This is a genomic window from Aphanothece hegewaldii CCALA 016, from assembly GCF_003007785.1.
Taxonomy (GTDB): Bacteria; Cyanobacteriota; Cyanobacteriia; order Cyanobacteriales; family Microcystaceae; genus Chroococcus; species Chroococcus hegewaldii.
Genome location: NZ_PXOH01000005.1, coordinates 13,564 through 30,598, shown reverse-complemented (window position 1 = coordinate 30,598; position 17,035 = coordinate 13,564). Strand labels below are relative to the sequence as shown.

Below are 17,035 nucleotides of genomic sequence, written 5' to 3'. Positions count from 1 at the left end.
TTCCTATTCCCTTTGTACCATCAAGCTTTAAACTGATAGCGAGTGCTTTATTGTAATTTATTCATGAGAAATTATGGTTGTTGCCACCCAGTCATTACAAGAACTTTGTGTAAATGCGATCCGCTTTCTCTCAATTGATGCGGTCGAAAAAGCGAAATCGGGACACCCAGGCTTACCAATGGGAGCGGCTCCTATGGCCTTTGTCCTTTGGGATCAGTTCATGCGGTTTAATCCAAAAAGTCCAAAATGGTTTAACCGCGATCGCTTTGTTCTCTCGGCAGGACATGGCTGTATGTTACAGTACGCCTTGCTACACCTGACGGGCTTTGACAGCGTTCCAATGGATCAAATTAAGCAGTTTCGTCAGTGGGGATCTAAAACACCTGGACACCCCGAAAATTTTGTCACTGACGGGGTTGAAGTTACAACAGGCCCCCTAGGTCAAGGAATTGCTAATGGAGTGGGTTTAGCCCTCGCTGAGGCACACTTGGCAGCCCGTTTTAATAAACCTGATTGTACTCTAGTCGATCACTACACCTATGTGATTTTAGGTGATGGCTGTAACATGGAAGGTATTTCCGGGGAAGCTTGTTCTTTAGCTGGCCACTGGGGTTTAGGAAAATTAATCGCACTCTACGACGATAACCATATTTCGATTGATGGCTCAACTGATATAGCTTTTACCGAAGATGTTAGTAAACGTTTTGAAGCCTATGGCTGGCACGTACAACACGTCGAAAATGGCAATACTGATTTAGATGCGATCGCCGCCGCCATTGCCGCAGCTAAAGCCGTTACCGATAAGCCATCGATGATTAAAGTTACTACCACCATTGGTTATGGCTCTCCCAATAAAGCGAATACGGCTGATGCTCACGGTTCCGTCTTGGGAGCTTCGGAAATTGAACTAACTCGCAAACAGTTAGGATGGGAACACGAACCCTTTGACATTCCTCAAGATGTGCTTAATCACTTCCATAAAGCCATTGAACGCGGAGCCGAATACGAAAACGAATGGAAACAAGTCTGGGAAACCTATAAGAATAATTATCCATCCGAAGCCGCCCTTTTTGATCGTATGCTCAGTGGCGAACTTCCCGAAGATTGGGATAAAGCACTACCTACTTACACCCCCGCAGATAAAGGACTCGCAACCCGTAAACATTCTGAAATTTGTCTAAATGCTCTTGCGCCCGTTCTAAGCGAATTACTCGGCGGTTCGGCTGATTTAACCCATTCTAACTATACCGAATTAGAACATATCGGCAATTTCCAAAAAGGACAATATCAAGAAAGAAACGTCCATTTTGGAGTTAGAGAACACGCGATGGGAGCCATTTGTAACGGTATTGCGCTACATGGTTCGGGTTTAATTCCCTACGGTGCAACCTTCCTCATCTTTACCGACTATATGCGAAACTCGATTCGTTTGTCGGCTCTTTCTGAAGCGGGCGTAATTTGGGTAATGACTCATGACTCTATAGCACTCGGTGAAGACGGACCCACACACCAACCTGTTGAGCATATTGTCTCACTTCGCGCTATTCCTGAGTTAACCGTTATTCGTCCGGCTGATGGTAACGAAACTTCTGGAGCTTATAAAGTAGCGGTCGAAAATGCGAAGAAAAATCGCCCGACTCTACTCGCTCTTTCGCGTCAGAATTTACCCAATTTAGCTGGTTCTTCGATTGATATTGTGGCTAAAGGGGCTTACATTCTTAGTGATAGTGAAGGTACACCCGATTTAATCCTCATTGGTACTGGTGGCGAAACCTATCAATGTGAAAAAGCAGCCGAAATTATACGCGGTGAAGGAACAAAAGTTCGTGTTGTTTCGATGCCTAGTTGGGAGTTATTCGACGAACAAGACGCAGAATACAGAGAATCTGTACTACCCAAAGCAGTCAGAAAACGTCTAGCTGTTGAAGCGGGAATCAGTCTCGGTTGGTGTCGCTATGTCACCGATGAAGGTTCTACCATCAGTGTTGATACTTTTGGTGCTTCTGCCCCCGGTAATGTTGTTTTAGAAAAGTTTGGCTATACGATCGATAATATTGTAGCCAAAGCTAAAGCATTACTTGGATAATTTTTAATCTCCATTTAGTTAGATAGGGTGGACTCAACAGGGTTTACCCTTTTTGTTTTAACATTTCTTCAATGCGATCGAGTTGTTCCATAATATGTTGTTGATAAGTGCCTTCGTCCATTTTTAACGATTGTGGTTCAACAGATAAACTGCCGTCTGTTTCTAAAATCGCTCGTTTAACGTCCGAGAGTTTTCTAAACCCCTGACGACGCAAACTGGCTTTTAATTCTGCTTGTGTAATGACTTCTGAGGCTAAATTTTCTACAATAATTTGACCATTTTTGACTAATATCGTCGGTTCACCTTCTAAAATCCGCAAAAACAAGGAATGACGGTAGGCTAATCGCACCACAATATAATTAACCATCAATAATGTTGCTGCACCCACAAAGCCACCCAGAACAGAGTTATCGTTCCCAATAATGGCATTTTGAACCGTATTCGAGATTAAAAGAAGTACCACTAAATCAAAACCCGTCATCTGACCAAGTTCACGCTTTCCACCAAGACGTAGTGCAATTAATAAGAAAAAGTAAACCAGAATTGACCTAATAATTTTTTCTAGAAGCGGTACACCAGACACCCAAAGATCATTATAGAATTCCATGATAAAATTTTATGCGAGTTGATAGATTGAATACTTTAAAATTGAAAGTAGGATATTTTACTATAGAATAATAAAGACAAAAATGGACGCACTAATCGAGAAATTAACCGAAAAATTTAGACATTGGAATCCAGATATTGCTCAAAAAGTCAGACAGCATATTGAAGAAATTATTGATTTAGCTGATCAAGATTTACTAGATCTGATTCGTTTAAGAACAATTGAACAAGAGGTTTTAGATTTATTAGATGAACCCTAAACTTGGAGAAATTTGGCTTGCTGATCTTGGACTAGCCGCTACAATGAGACCTATTGTAATTGTCTCTCGCTATGATCCTAATCCACCAAAAGCTTTAATTATTTATGTACCTCTAACCACTCAATATAGAGGTAGCTTATATGAAATAGTTATTTCTCGATTATCTTTTCTTACTCAAAATTCTATAGCTAATGTGCAAGGTCTAGGTTCTATTCCAAAAGTTAGGCTCTTTGCGTAAACTAGGTCAACTTCCAGATGAATTGATGATTAAAATTAAAGAAGCTTTAATTTTTGTTTTAGATTTGAATTTTTAAGGATGATAGTTCTTAAGCAAATAAACGCTACAATTTTTGTGGAGACAACGAACTCAAGCCGTAGGAGCTTTAAAAAGTGTTAGAGTTATATCAATTCGAGTTATCCCAATATTCTGAGAAAGTCCGCCTTATTTTAGATTACAAGGGTCTAGAATACACAAAAATTGAAGTTATTCCAGGAGTAGGACAACTCGAACTGTTTCGCCTTTCAGGACAGCGACAAGTTCCTGTACTCAAAGATGGTGAAACGGTGATCGCTGATTCTACGGAAATTGCTCTCTATTTAGACCGTAAATACCCTGATAAACCGATTATTCCTTCAGCTCCAGTCGCTAAAGGACAAAGTTTACTCATCGAGGAATGGGCAGATGAATCTATTGGTTTAAAAGGTCGTACGGCTTTTATTGGTGCATTTAATCAAAATCAAAATTTTAGAACGGTTTTTCTACCTAGAGAAATTCCTGATTTTGTGAGAACGTTAGTCGGTTCGGTTCCTAATGAATTTTTGGAAGTCCTAGGAACGGGAGTAGGCTTTAGTAAAGATGCGATTAAAAGCGCACAGAAAAGCCTTAAACAGGATTTAGAAGCATTATGTCTAATATTGCAAAATAGACCTTATTTAGTGGCAGATCATCCAACAATAGCCGATTTAGCGGTTGCTGGACTAAGCATGATTATTAAGTTTCCTTCAGGTAATTATCTTGATATACCGAGTGAACTTCAAGGTAAAGGTGTTCCAGGATTAGCCGATAATAGTGCTTATGATCCGTTTTTTGAGTGGCGCGATCGCTTGTATGCCGAGTTTCGTAATCAGAACATTTTGCCGAAAAATCCGCCTTCTGGTGATTCTCCAACCTCAATTGAGATTGAATAAGTTCAGATTGAGTAATGAACTTTTTTTGCGGATTGGGGTCTAAGTAGTGTAGTTAATCGAGTTGGTAAAGTCAGAATGGTTAAGCAAAACTATACAGTACCTAAAGTATTCAAGTTTGAGGATAACGACTCTGGACGATATTGGCAAATTCGTTTAGTCGGTACAACAGAAATGCCAGAATGGGTTTTTGGCGATGTTTTTGCTGTTCTCCATCCTAGTATAAATGCTGAAGATTATACGGACTATTTTGCCCCAATTCCTGCTCCTTGGAAGAGTCAAAAACCAATTATGACTCCTGAAGGCGAGCAATTAGTTTCTACTTTATATGAAGCGGGTTTATATTATTTAATTGCTCAATCTAATAGTCCTTTAATGCTACCGTTTCAACAGTGGATTACAAGAGAAATTTTGCCAGCAGTACGACCGCGAAAAAATCATTCTATTATCGGCAGTACACCGACGGAAAATCTTTCAGTTAAAGATAAGCTTGAGACGATTCGTTTAGGCATGGATTTATTATATGAATTAGGCGGAATTGATGATTATATCCGTTTAGCGATTCGAGAACAGGTGAGAGAAATTTTGTTAGATAATGCTTTACAATCTTTTGATGATTTGAATAAAAAAAATCACCAATGGCATCAGGTTGATGCTAAATCTTTAGATTCATTGTCACCAGTTACTAATCACGAAAATCATCATAAAACAAATTCTGAAAATATTACATCTAATCATAAATCTGATCATTCACTTTCCGAATAAAATAAAAACTATTAAGTTAATTATTAAATTTTATTAATTGTTTGCTTATTCGATAAAATTTAGATAAATTTTGGATGTTCACTTTTATTAAATTATTAATTATCTTACGGAAAAAGCATCGCTAAAACGTCGAGTAATGGGTTCAATAAAGAAAGTTAGTACAGATTTTTGACGAGTTACAATATCCGCAGTAGCGGTCATTCCAGGTACTAAGGCGACTTCTTTCCCTCTCACCATCATTGATTTTTTTTCTAATTCAATAGTTGTTTTATAAACTAATCCTAAATCTTTATTTTCTTCATCTACAGTTGCATTGGGATCAACTCTTAATACTTTTCCTTCGATTGTGCCAAATTCTTGAAAGGGAAAAGTTGTTAATTTAATTTTTGCTCGATCTCCTGTATTAATAAAACCGATATCTCTATTTAATACTTTTACTTCTAGAACAATATTATCACCGCTTGGCAAAATAGATAATAAATCTTCTCCTCTTTGCACAGGTCCTTGGGTAGCTTTTACTTCATATACAGTCCCATCAACGGGAGCTTTAATTAATTCAAAAGTTTTCTCTTTTTTCGCTTTTTCAAGTTGTCCAGCAGCAGAGGTTAATTCTTCTTGTCGTTGATTTAAACGGGTTAAAATTTCAGTCTGACGCTCCGTTTGAAGGCGGTTAGTTTGTCCTAATGCTCCTTGATAGGATTCTTGGGCGATTAAAATAGTTTGTTTTTGTGCGGCAATGTCTTTTTCTAAGGAAATAACTTTATCTTTTGCGGTTACTAATTCATTTTCGGCGCGGATAACTTCTGCTTCTGATTGAATAATTTGATTTTGCACTTCCACATATTCTAATCGAGGAATGGCTTGATTTTCTGGAGCAACTAAAACTCGTAATGATTTTTCTTTTTCTTTGGCATTTCCTAACCCTTCTTTGGCTTTTTCTAAAATTGTTGCTGCTTTGTCTTGGGTAATACGCGCTGTTTTGAGATTTTCTTGTAAACGGGATAAACGAGCGATCGCTTCTTGTTTGGTTGCCAATTGTTTGTTAGCATCAGCTTGAGCGGTAATACGACGCGCTTGATAATCTCCAAGACGAGCGGTTTGGAGTTGATCTTGAGATGTATTTCCTGTGGCTATTTGATTTAATCTTTCTGCGTTGAGACGTGCAATATCTTTTTTAATGAGATTAACTGAGTTTTGCAAACGGTTAATTTCAGTTTGTGCGATCGCATCATCTTTTTCAAGCAAAATTTCATCTTTTTTGACTTGTTCTCCCGCTTTTACCGTGACTTCTCGGATAATACCATCATTAATAGCGCGTACAGGTCTAAGACTTTTCGAGGGAATGATTTTACCTGTAGTAGTCGCCACTTCATCGACTTGAGCGTAATAGGCCCAAGTAATGCCCCCAAAGATTAATAATGATATAGTTCCCGCCAGTAAACGGGTGTAAAGTGGGGGTAATTCTTGAATAGCTTTTCCTAATTCATAGGAAAGATAGTCATTCTGCTCGGCAAAACGTTCTTTAGTATAACGAGCATGAGCAGGTGAAAAAACAATAGGAGATTTCATAGACAGTGTATTATTAACCAACTCGTTTTAATTCTTCGGTCAGCATTTTTTGATAAATTCTGCTTAAATGAGGACTCATCGAATTTGTTTCTATACCATATCCTAGACTTGTCCAAGTTCGGGAGAGTAATTTTAAAACAGCATCAATTTTACCTTGTTGAAGTTTTTGGGAAATATTAACACCCCAAGCATTAGAATCATTTAACCAAGCATAAACGACTTTATCTTGATATTCGGGTTCAAAACTATAATTTTTCCACCACAACAAACCAGACGGTTTCGGGTGATATTGTCTCGCTTTTTCGTACCAAGTTGTATTTAGAAATTGATAACGTCCGGCGGCGGTGCTACATTGACCTACATTTGGCCCTGTTACAATTGGCATACACTGTTCAGGGTGTGTACTCAAATCATCAACGTATTTTCCACCATACAGCACATAATAAGGTTTATCGACATTCGATTCACTAGCCGTAATGGTACGCATCAAAGCACGAATATAGGGATCTCCTCCTGTCATTGCTAGAGGTTGAGTAGCGTATGATAATTTAATCGTCGATGCTGAGAATTGCTGAGTTAGGGTGTTAACGAGAGAGGGAAACTGTCCATGAAAAGCTAGAACAATAAGAACTGATGTACCAAAAATTGTTTGAGTGAAAATATTTTTTTGTCTGTTGCTCATTCTGTTTTCTGTTAAATGATTTCGTCTGGGTTTATTCCCCGTTCTCGAAGTATTTCTGCTAACCGTTCGGCGCGTTGGCGTTCTTGTTCGGCGCGTTGGCGTTCCTGTTCGGCGCGTTGGCGTTCCTGTTCGGCTATTTCATCCCCAGTCAAGAGAATTTGTTCAGTCTGGTCACACCACCGTAACCAAGTATATTCTTTTCCTTCAAAAGTTCCTTGCCACAGCTTTAACCCTAATTCTAGATCTGGCATCCAAAAATCATCAATTTGATTGTATTTGTTGGCTTGTAATTTGTATAGCTGTAATACAGTTTGGCTAAGTGCTTTAAGTGGATCGAAAACCGCATAATAACCCACTCTCGCGTTAGCATAGCTTTTAAGTTTGCTACTGAGTTCGTTTCCAACTTTGTTAGAGACAATTTCAATGACTATTTCTGGCGGTTTACCCATTTCCCAGATTAAATAAGAGCGATTTTCTTTTCTACTCCAGTCTTGAGGTACTGTTACATCTAAACTGAGCATAACATCAGGAACTAAGGGACGTTGTTTGAGGGCGTAAAACAATCCGACGTTTGCGGCCGCTAGAAAAGGTAAAGGTATATTTTTAGCAAAAGAGCTATATAGAGAAGTTACTAATAAGCGTTGCTGTTTTTCGGAAATTAAACTATCCACAGGGGTATCGTCTTCTATCACCAAATGACTAATATCGGGAATGACTAACTCGCTTTCCCAATCTTTAAGATTAGTCTCTGGCGCAGTCTCAGAAGAAATAGTCATAAAAATACAACTAAAATAACTCTATTCAATTGTAGCTAAATTATTTTTAGACTAAATTACCTTGCCGCAACATTTGTAAACATTTGTTCCCAATTCACGGCCGGTGCGTCAGATGAAGTGACAATTTCTAAAATTTTGTTCTTTGCTTGGGGATAAAAAAGTGATTCTACGCAAACTTGGGCTACTTTTGTTCTAGGAATACTGCCTTCAAACAGGGTATCTGCGGATGACAAGAGAATAGGTTCCGCGTTATCTTCGTTCTTAAGACCACCAGGACGGACAATAGTATAGTTTAATCCGCTATTAATTAGGTAGTCTTCTCCCTGTTTTTTCCAATAAAGAATCAACCAAAATAGATTAAGAGGATGAAAAAATTTAGAGACACAAAGAGATGAAACAAAGACAAACTGCTGAATTTCTTTCGCTTTGGCTGCATCGACTAAATTTTTGGTTCCTTGAAAATCAACGGAAAAGGGTTCTGTAGGGTTAAAACTGGGTTTAGCTCCAGTAGCACATAATAATACTGTACTATCAGCGATCGCATCTTTTAAGGTTTCGGGTTGCAGGACATCTCCGAGGACTAATTCGGCTTGAGGCGGTAGAATTTCTTTAGCGGTTTCTAGGTTTCTCACTAAAGCCCTAACAGGAATATTTTTATCGATTAACTCTTTAATAATTCTTCGACCCGTTTGACCGGTTGCGCCTGCTACAAACGCTTTCATGTTGGTTACCCCAGTTTTTTATAGATTAGGTAATACTATTCTTACAAAAACATTATGAACGTCTTTCTATCTTTTTGCTAGAATCCTTGGTTGGATTAGTAAAAAGAACATATTCACCCTCGCCCCCCAACTTCTGGTTATGCAGTGCCAATATGTTACTTCTGGTCCCGATGATTTTTCTGATTCTAAGTTAATAGAGACTAAAATAGCTCATTTTCAGGCGCATTTTGAGGGCTGTATGGAAATGTACAGCGATGCTCAGACTGTGGCAGAATACTTGAATCAACATGACGGATGGTTTTGTCGATGCGCGGAACCGATGAAAACTGAACCGATGGGCAATAATGGTTATCTTTTAGCAGTTGGTAAATATGGGGCGTTTGGTCATGATGTGGAACCAAAAATGGCTGTAGTTCTAGAACCGCCAGTCGATGGGGTTTATTATATGCACAGTATCCCCCTAGAGAGCGAAGAAGATTTAGGCTATCAAGTTGATTATCGTGCTTTGATGACTTTAGATGAAGTTAAAGCGATAAAAGCTATGTCGAGTTTAGAAAGTGCATTTAGAAAACAGGGAATGACCCAGTTACCAGATGTGGTGACAAAAGTAACTTGGGAATTGCATATGGATGTAATGGTTAGATTCCCTAAGTTTATCTCAAAATTACCTTGGAATTTAGTTCAGACGACTGGCGATCGCTTACTGAGTGAAATTGTCCGTCAAATTTCGCCACGTTTAACCTACAAAGTACAACAAGATTTTCATCATCGTTTAGGTTTACCCCTTCCGAATAAAGCGGGGCGTACCTTTCAAAAGATTGATTTAAAAACGGTAGCCGCTTAATAATCACACCTCAGATCGTGATTCTGTAGAGACGCGCCATGGCGCGTCTCTACTAAGATTTAGGCTTCACTTTCGATATAAATAAAGAGAAGTCCCATTACAATCGCAGGTAATAACCAGCAGACGAAGGGAATTAAAATCCAAGGTAAAAAAGAGGCAGCGTAAGCACCGTTCATGTGAAATTCTCCTATCTAATGTCAAAAAAACCGATGAAAGTAGATAATGAAAGGGAAAAGTAACTAGACTTAACTATTGATTAAATCCACCGCGCATGATGCCGTCAACGACGTTAAGATTTTCTAATAGAAAGTAAGCCACAAATGCGCCGCCCATACCGCCAACGAAGAAACCAGCAGCAAACTGACTCCAGCCTTCAGAGGTTTTTAGGGCATCAGGACCCACAATATCATCTTTGCCTTGGAAATAAACCAAACCATAGAGCGATAAACAAGCAGTTGCAATAAGGATCAGTGCTAGACCCGAAATTAAACCGCCTAAGTTAGCGTGATCAGAGTCACGTAAGGGGCCAAGTAATACCCAAGGGCCAATTAAAAAATAACCGTGAGCCATTCCGACTTCTAAGCCCCGTATAATGGGGGATAGACCACGACGGTAAGCGGGTAAATTTCCGATAAAAGTTCTGGTAAAGTCAGAATCAGAAATCGGGGTTGAGAGATGACCTACAAAAGGATCACCATGATAAGGATGAACAACCTGTTTAAATGGAGTTTCGGGCATTTTATTTGAGTTCTCCTCTTTCTAATCCAAATGAGAATAGAAAACTTAAAAATATTTTAAGCAACGCGTGTCCATCTCGCTTCTAAATTTATCTTTTGCGTTAGAAAAGTTCATGAAACCAATTTCTCATATGATATTTTTATAGCAATCATGATGAGAGTTAATACAATGAAACGTTTGTTGAGCTTTTTTTGTACTGTATTGTTAGCTTGGGGACTGCTAATGATTCCGGCTCATGCTACAGGAGTTTATGATTTACCTCCCTTGAGTTCAGGTGATCCTACTTGGGTGATTGACAACGCGGATACGATAAGTCGTGCCAATGAAGCGAAGGTAAGCGGTGACTTAAAAAAATTAGCCGATCGTACAGGAAATGAAGTTCGTATGGTGGTGATTCGTCGTCTAGATTTTGGTCAAACGATGAATCAGTTTGCCGATGATTTATTTAATAAATGGTATCCGACTCCAGAAGAAAAGGAAAATCAGACTTTATTGATCATTGATACTCTAACAAATGCCACGGCAATTCGTACAGGAAAAGGTGTCCAAAATTTACTGACCGATGACATTGCTGACAGTGTAGTCTCTGAAACTGTTGCCGTTCCGCTCAAAAATGGTGCCAAGTATAATCAAGCTTTGTTAGATGCGAGTCGTCGAGTAAGTGCTGTTCTATCGGGTGAACCTGACCCTGGCCCACCTGATGTACAAGAAATCAATATTGACAGTACTTTTACCAGCGCCGAGGATACTAACGATACCAGTGCGAGTATTTGGGTGATCGTTTTCTTGTTTTTCGCTACGCTGATCCCGATGGTCACTTACTTTTGGTATGCGGGTTTTCCCTGGGGTGGTGGCGGCGAAGAAGAGGAATAATTTTTTGAATTAACTCTTGACAAAAATACAATTTTATGTATTAAATCTGATTAGGGGCTTGGTTGTCAAGCCCTTTAACTTTCAATCTTGTATATAGTCTTCACCACTGATTAAAGCTTGTTGGGCGCGGACAAATTCTCGCCCCAGATAAGCTGCATGATCAAGAAAACCCACAGGACAAGGTTTAGTGTCTTCAATAATTTTGACACAAAGTTCTTTAGCGGTTCTTGCTGTATAAAGAGTTTGGGCGGTGCGTTCTACTTTTCCCTTCGCTGGAATTACTTTTCCAGTTTCAGGATCAACCGCTAATCCTTTTTCATTAATAATATTGGTATAATGTTTGGCACAAATCAGACCCGCATCTCGATCTAAATAAATAATAAAGTAACCTGCTGGATCTAGCTCAATATACCGCTTAGATAGCTCATCGTCTATCGTTTTAATCGTGTCTGCAATGATCATAAGGTTTTTGTATTTGATAGCACAGTTTTTTATTCTAAAGCTTTATCCAAAGAATTTTTTTGACCTCACCCTAGCCCTCTCCTCAAAGGAGAGGGAATTATTACGACTTAATCTATATATTGAATGACATCTTCTAACTTATAACGGACTTTAGGTCTGTTGGCGGGTGTAGATCGATCGTCTTCGGCACGATAACCCGCAGGACAAGCGACAACGGTAGCATAATCCGTTAATCCGAGGATTTCATCGTATTTAGCAGGGTTAAGACCTTCCATCGGACAGGTATCTATGTTTAGCATCGCCGCACAAGTCATAAACTGTCCTAGCGCAATATAAAGCTGTCTCGCTGACCATTCATCTAAATTTAGGGGATACGGAGGCTTGGTTAGAAAACCCTTGACAACGTTACCAAAACCCTGTAGGGCATCAACTGGTGTACCTTGGACTTCGGACATTCTTTCTAAATAGCGATCGACTTCTGCTGCGTCTATATTTTTTTTAATGGCAAAAACGACTAAATGGGAAGCGTCAACCACTTGAGTTTGTTTCCATGAATGTTCAAGTAATTTTTGACGAACATCAGGGTTACGAACTTCGATAAATTTCCAAGGTTGTAACCCAAATGAAGACGGTGCTAAGACTAAACTTTGTTCTAAGACTTGCCAAAGATCATCGGGTATCTTTTTTGTCGGATCAAATTTTTTAGTTGCATAACGCCATTGAAGCTGTTTAAGGACTTGTTCGGACATTTCCATAATGTTTCTTGTTGTTATAGGTTAGTTGTTGAGGGTTGATAGTCCCCATGCTATCTTAAAAGCTTTTTGTAAGTAATTTAAAGTGAGATCAAAAAGCCCATCTCTTTGTAGGAGAAGAGTTGAGGTGAGGTCAAAAAAACAGGAGCAATGATTAAATTACCCTTGCTTTGATTAGTTCACGCTAAAAGCTTGTTGAAAACTTCTCGATATAGTTCTTTTGCACTATTATTGATGATATGAAACGATTTTGGGATTAATTTGTGGATGCGAATAAATTGCAGTTGCTTAGAGAGGAGATTATCAGTGCTTATGCTGCTGGAAAGCAAGATTTCCGGCGGATTGAAGCTGAAGGAATTGATTTGAGTGGGGTTGACTTGAGTGGGGTTAACTTTAGTCAAGCTCGTTTGGATGGAGCGAGCTTCAGAAACGCCAACTTGAGTCATGCCATTTTGAGTGAGGTTCAAATGACTGGTACTGATTTGAGTGGAGTCAACTTGAGTAATGCTCATTTTTTTGAAAGTATGCTCTATGAAGCTAATTTTAGTAATGCCAACCTCAGTGGAGTTGATTTTGGTGGAGGTAATGGAACTGATTTGAGTGGAGTCAACCTCAGTGGAATCAATCTCAGTGGAGCAATGATTGGAAATACTTCTTTTGGCAATTTGAGTGGAGCCAACTTGAGTAATGCAACGATTATATTCTGTAATTTTACACATGTTGACTTGAGCGGTACTATTTTTAATAATGCCTCCATTGAACAATCTAATATCCTCACTCAAGCCAAACTGTATGGAGTCGATTTAAGTAGTGCTACTTTGATCGATTGCTGTTGAAATGGTATCGCTCGTTGATTGTTTCGTAATTGTGGTTTTAGCCAGAGAATAAATTCTCTGTCTTAAAGCTAAAGTCCTACGGGGCTTACAAGCTGGGCGCGCAGGTCGCCCAGACAGCCCCTCATTAAAATGGACTAACCTTTTTACATCGGAATCGGTTTCAACCGATTTTAACTTTGAGACAGGGATTTCAATCCTTGGCGTTATATAATTCTAATTTTTATTACACTTTGAGCCAATTTCCCCCCAATTGCTATCTAATACCCAGTTAACCTACAAAAAAACAGGAGCAATGATTAAATTACCCCTGTTTTATTTATTTAAACAAGAACCTTAGTAACGGCTGTTATTCGCATTGGGTTTGTGAACGATAAAGCTCATAGTTTGACACTGTTTAATGTTGTCGAAACCAATTACGCGAATGTAAGAGTCACCATACTCGTTACGGCACTCACGAACTTCGTTTAAGACTTCTTGAGGGCTGTTAGCTCTGAATAGGGGAAGTTTCCACAGAGTCCAGTGATGATCGCTAGGTTGAGGATCTTTTTCAAATTCAACAGCAGGAATATAACCTTGCTCTAACATATATTGAATTTGTTTAGCGATTTGCTGATCAGTTAAAGGAGGTAAGTAGGATAGTGTCTCGTAACGCTTCTCTTTAGATAATGTTTTCATGGGTCTTTTTTCCTATTGGATGAAAAACTATTCTTGGGGCGGTATTTCTTTGTCTTCCCAAAGGGAGATCTCAGGCTGAACTGATGTTGATTCAGTTTGAGTTTGTGTTAAGCGTTCTAAAAGTTGACGACGATGGTCGATATTAGCCTTACTAATTCCTGCTCTTACCATTTCTGGCAAAAATTCTAAAACTTGTTCTGCTAGATGTTCTCTCACTGTCATGATCCGCAAGACTAATTCTTTATTCTCCGTCATTAACCCTTCTAAATAGGCTTCCCCGTCTTGTATTTTGTTGGTGGAAGAATATTGACTTAACCAAATGGCTTGAGTCGGGTTCGTTTCCGAGAGTTGATCGATGATCGTGCGAACAGCTTGGTAAGTTAGGTAACTTTGTAAGACTTTTGCTGTATCTTGTGCAACTTTTTTGGGATACATTTTTCAGTTATCAGTTATCGGTGATCGGTTATCAGTAATTTTTTAAAACGATGTATTGATGAAGGACTGTTTTATTTTCCTATCATGATAACCGTTTACTGTTAACTGTTCACTGATAACTGTTAACCGTTTTATAGGGTATCCATTGCCTCAAACTCGAACTTGATTTCTTTCCAGAGTTCGCAAGCTGCGGCTAACTCAGGAGACCAGCGACAAGCTTCACGAATAACGTCGTTACCTTCACGAGCTAAGGAACGTCCTTCGTTACGAGCTTGAACACAAGCTTCGAGAGCAACACGGTTAGCGGTTGCACCAGGTGCGTTACCCCAAGGGTGTCCGAGGGTTCCACCACCGAACTGTAAGCAAGAATCATCGCCGAAGATTTCGACTAACGCGGGCATATGCCATACGTGGATACCACCAGATGCAACAGGGAATACACCGGGTAAAGAAGCGTAATCTTGGGTAAAGAAGATACCACGTGCGCGATCTTCTTCAACGTAATCTTCACGCATTAGGTCAACAAAACCCATCGTGATACCGCGCTCACCTTCTAATTTACCGACAACGGTTCCAGAGTGTAAGTGGTCACCACCAGATAGTCTTAAGCACTTGGCTAAAACGCGGAAGTGAATACCATGATTTTTCTGACGATCGATTACAGCGTGCATTGCACGGTGAATGTGAAGCAGTAAACCATTAGCGCGACAGAATTTAGCCAGGGTGGTATTAGCTGTAAAGCCACCAGTTAAATAGTCGTGCATGATGATCGGGGTTTTGATTTCTTTGGCGAACTCAGCCCGTTCCATCATCTGTTCGCAGGTGGGAGCAGTCACGTTTAGGTAGTGACCTTTCATCTCATTGGTTTCAGCTTGAGCTTTTTCGATCGCCTCTTGTACGAAGAGGAAGCGATCGCGCCAACGCATGAAGGGTTGTGAGTTGATGTTTTCGTCGTCTTTGGTGAAGTCTAAACCACCACGAAGACACTCATAAACGGCACGACCGTAGTTTTTTGCCGATAAACCTAATTTGGGTTTGATGGTACAACCGAGTAAAGGACGACCATATTTATTTAGGATGTCACGCTCAACTGTAATACCGTGTGGGGGTCCTTGGAAGGTTTTGATTAAAGCAACGGGGAACCGTATATCTTCTAGACGTAGGGCGCGTAGAGCTTTAAACCCAAATACGTTACCAACGATCGAGGTCAGAATGTTAGTAACTGAGCCTTCTTCAAAGAGATCTAGAGGATAAGCTACAAAGCAAAAATACTGATTATCTTCGTTAGCAACGGGTTCAATGTTGTAACAACGACCTTTGTAACGATCTAAGTCGGTTAGGTTATCTGTCCAAACGGTTGTCCAAGTTCCTGTTGAAGATTCTGCCGCTACTGCTGCTCCTGCTTCTTCGGGAGGTACACCGGGTTGAGGCGTAACACGAAAACAGGCGAGAAGATCGGTATCTTTGGGGGTGTAGTCTGGGGTGTAATAAGTTAAGCGATAGTCTTTTACACCTGCGTCAAACCCTGTTTTTCCTTTAGCTTGCACCATCTGGCTTTATTCCTCCATAAACTGCATGATTATTTCTCTCTATCAAGTTAAGACCTCTGAAGCTCTCAATCTTCTATAAGGAGAATTCTTTTTTTTTGTAAGTCCCCTGGCTAGTTGCTGAGGGTAAATATGATTATTTCTTTTTTCGGGTAATCATCTTATCATAAATCTTAAATTATTCTGTCCATTTTTTTTCCTCTATTTTCTAAAATTTTGATTGCTTTTTTTTCTGAGGCTGATTAAGTTTTCTAATGTACTCTTCATAATACTTAACAAAACTTAATTTTATCTAAAAAAACACAAAACTTATTTTTAAAAGCTATACAGCACTAAGGTTCTGGGCTATTTTTTTAATAGCAATATTTAAAAATGCCAAAAATTGACAAGCAAATTTGTTTTAGCTGATCTGCTAAGTGTAATTACTTATCTTATTGTTTTTTTGTCCTTTGATCATTTGCTCAAAAATGAGCTAAGTACAATGACTTATTCTTTCTTTTTTTGCGGTTGATTCTGTTTAGAATTGTTTTGATTTCGTCTCTCTGGAAAAAGAGTAAATAAGAGTTGATTAATATAAACTTGTCCCACAACAGGCCCTTCTATTGCTGGAGGTGTTTCAGTTTTTGCGGTTGTTGGCGGCTGATTTTCGATACTTACATCGGCTTCTTCTAAAAAAGGATCTGGAAAAGCCTCGGTTACGGGCAGTTCTGAGCCATTTAGCATTTCTAGTGAAGGTTGATCATTTTCTTCAATGAGTTCCGCCGTTAGAATAGCCTGACGAGAGCGATCGCCAATTAGAGATCCTGCGGGAATCACCGTCATTGCCTCAACAGAAGTATTTAGAATCGTTGTTGTCGAACCGATACAAGCATTATGACCGATTTCACCGTGTCCAATAATTAGCACTCCCGCCCCTAAAATAGCCCCTGATTTGATTTCGATATCGCCTTGATAGGCATTGAGAATCACACCCATACCAACACAGACACCCTCTTCGACAATAATACGACTATCGGGGGCGGCTTGCAGGATAGCACCGGGGGCTACTACCGCGCTTTCATGAATGGTAACGTCACCATTTACGAAAATATCTGAGGTACTAATAGTATGAATCGGCGGTAAGTGCATCTTCAGTAAACAGTAAACAGTAAACAGTAAACAGTGAGTCGTAAGCAGTAAACAGTAAAAAATAACTGATGACTGATGACTGATGACTGATAAC

At 39.4% G+C, this 17,035-nt stretch carries 21 protein-coding genes; 8 read left to right on the top strand and 13 right to left on the bottom strand.

What is annotated here, in order from left to right:
• Nucleotides 1-73 precede the first annotated feature (73 nt).
• The gene (tkt, locus tag C7H19_RS06125) at nucleotides 74-2,086 is read left to right on the top strand and encodes a transketolase (protein ID WP_106456015.1); all 2,013 of its coding nucleotides are present in this window, start codon (nucleotides 74-76) and stop codon (nucleotides 2,084-2,086) included.
• A gap of 43 nt (nucleotides 2,087-2,129) precedes the next feature.
• Here the strand turns inward: tkt and C7H19_RS06120 are convergent, their stop codons facing one another.
• On the bottom strand, nucleotides 2,130-2,693 hold the full coding sequence (locus C7H19_RS06120; protein ID WP_106456014.1) for a DUF421 domain-containing protein: 564 nt from the start codon (nucleotides 2,691-2,693) through the stop codon (nucleotides 2,130-2,132).
• A gap of 82 nt (nucleotides 2,694-2,775) precedes the next feature.
• Between C7H19_RS06120 and C7H19_RS25525 the strand changes: the two genes are divergently transcribed.
• From C7H19_RS25525 to C7H19_RS06105, 4 genes are all read left to right on the top strand, one after another.
• Complete coding sequence (locus C7H19_RS25525; RefSeq protein ID WP_181280540.1) at nucleotides 2,776-2,952, top strand: hypothetical protein; 177 nt, start codon at nucleotides 2,776-2,778, stop codon at nucleotides 2,950-2,952.
• On the top strand, nucleotides 2,942-3,190 hold the full coding sequence (locus tag C7H19_RS06115; protein ID WP_219907598.1) for a type II toxin-antitoxin system PemK/MazF family toxin: 249 nt from the start codon (nucleotides 2,942-2,944) through the stop codon (nucleotides 3,188-3,190). The genes C7H19_RS25525 and C7H19_RS06115 overlap by 11 nt, the downstream gene beginning before the upstream one ends.
• 152 nt (nucleotides 3,191-3,342) lie before the next feature.
• Nucleotides 3,343-4,140, top strand: a complete 798-nt coding sequence (locus C7H19_RS06110; RefSeq protein ID WP_106456013.1) for a glutathione S-transferase family protein — start codon at nucleotides 3,343-3,345, stop codon at nucleotides 4,138-4,140.
• A gap of 75 nt (nucleotides 4,141-4,215) precedes the next feature.
• Complete coding sequence (locus C7H19_RS06105) at nucleotides 4,216-4,902, top strand: BRO-N domain-containing protein (protein ID WP_106456012.1); 687 nt, start codon at nucleotides 4,216-4,218, stop codon at nucleotides 4,900-4,902.
• 99 nt (nucleotides 4,903-5,001) lie between these two features.
• On the opposite strand, the gene C7H19_RS06100 is transcribed toward C7H19_RS06105, so the two are convergent.
• The 4 genes from C7H19_RS06100 to C7H19_RS06085 are packed head-to-tail and all read right to left on the bottom strand — an operon-like array spanning nucleotide 5,002 to nucleotide 8,651.
• A complete protein-coding gene (locus C7H19_RS06100) occupies nucleotides 5,002-6,471 on the bottom strand; it encodes a beta-barrel domain-containing protein (protein ID WP_106456011.1) in 1,470 nt (489 codons plus the stop codon).
• A gap of 13 nt (nucleotides 6,472-6,484) precedes the next feature.
• On the bottom strand, nucleotides 6,485-7,153 hold the full coding sequence (locus C7H19_RS06095) for a glycoside hydrolase family 24 protein (protein ID WP_106456010.1): 669 nt from the start codon (nucleotides 7,151-7,153) through the stop codon (nucleotides 6,485-6,487).
• A gap of 11 nt (nucleotides 7,154-7,164) precedes the next feature.
• Nucleotides 7,165-7,929 carry a Uma2 family endonuclease gene (locus tag C7H19_RS06090; protein ID WP_106456009.1) on the bottom strand — a complete coding sequence of 255 codons (765 nt, stop codon included), beginning with the start codon at nucleotides 7,927-7,929 and terminating at the stop codon, nucleotides 7,165-7,167.
• A gap of 56 nt (nucleotides 7,930-7,985) precedes the next feature.
• Nucleotides 7,986-8,651 carry an SDR family oxidoreductase gene (locus C7H19_RS06085; protein ID WP_106456008.1) on the bottom strand — a complete coding sequence of 222 codons (666 nt, stop codon included), beginning with the start codon at nucleotides 8,649-8,651 and terminating at the stop codon, nucleotides 7,986-7,988.
• Between the two features lie 139 nt (nucleotides 8,652-8,790).
• Between C7H19_RS06085 and C7H19_RS06080 the strand changes: the two genes are divergently transcribed.
• Complete coding sequence (locus C7H19_RS06080) at nucleotides 8,791-9,495, top strand: DUF1997 domain-containing protein (RefSeq protein ID WP_106456007.1); 705 nt, start codon at nucleotides 8,791-8,793, stop codon at nucleotides 9,493-9,495.
• A gap of 59 nt (nucleotides 9,496-9,554) precedes the next feature.
• Here C7H19_RS06080 and C7H19_RS06075 read toward each other — a convergent pair whose 3' ends face one another.
• Entirely contained in the window at nucleotides 9,555-9,671 is a 117-nt protein-coding gene (locus C7H19_RS06075) for a photosystem I reaction center subunit VIII (RefSeq protein WP_106456006.1), read from the bottom strand.
• A 73-nt stretch (nucleotides 9,672-9,744) separates the two neighbouring features.
• Entirely contained in the window at nucleotides 9,745-10,233 is a 489-nt protein-coding gene (locus C7H19_RS06070; RefSeq protein WP_106456005.1) for a photosystem I reaction center protein subunit XI, read from the bottom strand.
• A 168-nt stretch (nucleotides 10,234-10,401) separates the two neighbouring features.
• On the opposite strand from C7H19_RS06070, the gene psb32 reads away from it, so the two are divergent.
• Nucleotides 10,402-11,106, top strand: coding sequence for a photosystem II repair protein Psb32 (psb32, locus tag C7H19_RS06065; RefSeq protein WP_106456004.1), 705 nt, complete (start codon nucleotides 10,402-10,404; stop codon nucleotides 11,104-11,106).
• 81 nt (nucleotides 11,107-11,187) lie between these two features.
• Here the strand turns inward: psb32 and C7H19_RS06060 are convergent, their stop codons facing one another.
• Nucleotides 11,188-11,568, bottom strand: coding sequence for a DUF4346 domain-containing protein (locus C7H19_RS06060; RefSeq protein ID WP_106456003.1), 381 nt, complete (start codon nucleotides 11,566-11,568; stop codon nucleotides 11,188-11,190).
• 107 nt (nucleotides 11,569-11,675) lie between these two features.
• On the bottom strand, nucleotides 11,676-12,317 hold the full coding sequence (locus tag C7H19_RS06055; protein ID WP_245927338.1) for an NAD(P)H-dependent oxidoreductase: 642 nt from the start codon (nucleotides 12,315-12,317) through the stop codon (nucleotides 11,676-11,678).
• 266 nt (nucleotides 12,318-12,583) lie between these two features.
• On the opposite strand from C7H19_RS06055, the gene C7H19_RS06050 reads away from it, so the two are divergent.
• Nucleotides 12,584-13,156 (top strand): pentapeptide repeat-containing protein, encoded by a 573-nt coding sequence (locus C7H19_RS06050; protein ID WP_106456001.1) that lies wholly within the window; start codon nucleotides 12,584-12,586, stop codon nucleotides 13,154-13,156.
• A 333-nt stretch (nucleotides 13,157-13,489) separates the two neighbouring features.
• On the opposite strand, the gene C7H19_RS06045 is transcribed toward C7H19_RS06050, so the two are convergent.
• From C7H19_RS06045 to ccmN, 4 genes are all read right to left on the bottom strand, one after another.
• Nucleotides 13,490-13,831 (bottom strand): ribulose bisphosphate carboxylase small subunit, encoded by a 342-nt coding sequence (locus C7H19_RS06045; RefSeq protein ID WP_106456000.1) that lies wholly within the window; start codon nucleotides 13,829-13,831, stop codon nucleotides 13,490-13,492.
• Between the two features lie 27 nt (nucleotides 13,832-13,858).
• The gene (gene rcbX / locus C7H19_RS06040; protein ID WP_106455999.1) at nucleotides 13,859-14,266 is read right to left on the bottom strand and encodes a RuBisCO chaperone RbcX; all 408 of its coding nucleotides are present in this window, start codon (nucleotides 14,264-14,266) and stop codon (nucleotides 13,859-13,861) included.
• 131 nt (nucleotides 14,267-14,397) lie between these two features.
• Nucleotides 14,398-15,816, bottom strand: coding sequence for a form I ribulose bisphosphate carboxylase large subunit (locus C7H19_RS06035; RefSeq protein WP_106455998.1), 1,419 nt, complete (start codon nucleotides 15,814-15,816; stop codon nucleotides 14,398-14,400).
• A gap of 483 nt (nucleotides 15,817-16,299) precedes the next feature.
• Nucleotides 16,300-16,941: a beta-carboxysome scaffolding protein CcmN gene (gene ccmN, locus C7H19_RS06030; protein WP_106455997.1), complete on the bottom strand. Its 642-nt coding sequence runs from the start codon at nucleotides 16,939-16,941 to the stop codon at nucleotides 16,300-16,302.
• Nucleotides 16,942-17,035: the final 94 nt, after the last annotated feature.

What these genes read in the sequence shown, in the direction of transcription:
- tkt (WP_106456015.1), top strand. Translation starts at nt 74, where the DNA reads ATGGTTGTTGCCACCCAGTCATTACAAGAACTTTGTGTAAATGCGATC.
- C7H19_RS06120 (WP_106456014.1), bottom strand. Translation starts at nt 2,693, where the DNA reads ATGGAATTCTATAATGATCTTTGGGTGTCTGGTGTACCGCTTCTAGAA.
- C7H19_RS25525 (WP_181280540.1), top strand. Translation starts at nt 2,776, where the DNA reads ATGGACGCACTAATCGAGAAATTAACCGAAAAATTTAGACATTGGAAT.
- C7H19_RS06115 (WP_219907598.1), top strand. Translation starts at nt 2,942, where the DNA reads ATGAACCCTAAACTTGGAGAAATTTGGCTTGCTGATCTTGGACTAGCC.
- C7H19_RS06105 (WP_106456012.1), top strand. Translation starts at nt 4,216, where the DNA reads ATGGTTAAGCAAAACTATACAGTACCTAAAGTATTCAAGTTTGAGGAT.
- C7H19_RS06100 (WP_106456011.1), bottom strand. Translation starts at nt 6,471, where the DNA reads ATGAAATCTCCTATTGTTTTTTCACCTGCTCATGCTCGTTATACTAAA.
- C7H19_RS06095 (WP_106456010.1), bottom strand. Translation starts at nt 7,153, where the DNA reads ATGAGCAACAGACAAAAAAATATTTTCACTCAAACAATTTTTGGTACA.
- C7H19_RS06090 (WP_106456009.1), bottom strand. Translation starts at nt 7,929, where the DNA reads ATGACTATTTCTTCTGAGACTGCGCCAGAGACTAATCTTAAAGATTGG.
- C7H19_RS06085 (WP_106456008.1), bottom strand. Translation starts at nt 8,651, where the DNA reads ATGAAAGCGTTTGTAGCAGGCGCAACCGGTCAAACGGGTCGAAGAATT.
- C7H19_RS06080 (WP_106456007.1), top strand. Translation starts at nt 8,791, where the DNA reads ATGCAGTGCCAATATGTTACTTCTGGTCCCGATGATTTTTCTGATTCT.
- C7H19_RS06075 (WP_106456006.1), bottom strand. Translation starts at nt 9,671, where the DNA reads ATGAACGGTGCTTACGCTGCCTCTTTTTTACCTTGGATTTTAATTCCC.
- C7H19_RS06070 (WP_106456005.1), bottom strand. Translation starts at nt 10,233, where the DNA reads ATGCCCGAAACTCCATTTAAACAGGTTGTTCATCCTTATCATGGTGAT.
- psb32 (WP_106456004.1), top strand. Translation starts at nt 10,402, where the DNA reads ATGAAACGTTTGTTGAGCTTTTTTTGTACTGTATTGTTAGCTTGGGGA.
- C7H19_RS06060 (WP_106456003.1), bottom strand. Translation starts at nt 11,568, where the DNA reads ATGATCATTGCAGACACGATTAAAACGATAGACGATGAGCTATCTAAG.
- C7H19_RS06055 (WP_245927338.1), bottom strand. Translation starts at nt 12,317, where the DNA reads ATGTCCGAACAAGTCCTTAAACAGCTTCAATGGCGTTATGCAACTAAA.
- C7H19_RS06045 (WP_106456000.1), bottom strand. Translation starts at nt 13,831, where the DNA reads ATGAAAACATTATCTAAAGAGAAGCGTTACGAGACACTATCCTACTTA.
- rcbX (WP_106455999.1), bottom strand. Translation starts at nt 14,266, where the DNA reads ATGTATCCCAAAAAAGTTGCACAAGATACAGCAAAAGTCTTACAAAGT.
- C7H19_RS06035 (WP_106455998.1), bottom strand. Translation starts at nt 15,816, where the DNA reads ATGGTGCAAGCTAAAGGAAAAACAGGGTTTGACGCAGGTGTAAAAGAC.
- ccmN (WP_106455997.1), bottom strand. Translation starts at nt 16,941, where the DNA reads ATGCACTTACCGCCGATTCATACTATTAGTACCTCAGATATTTTCGTA.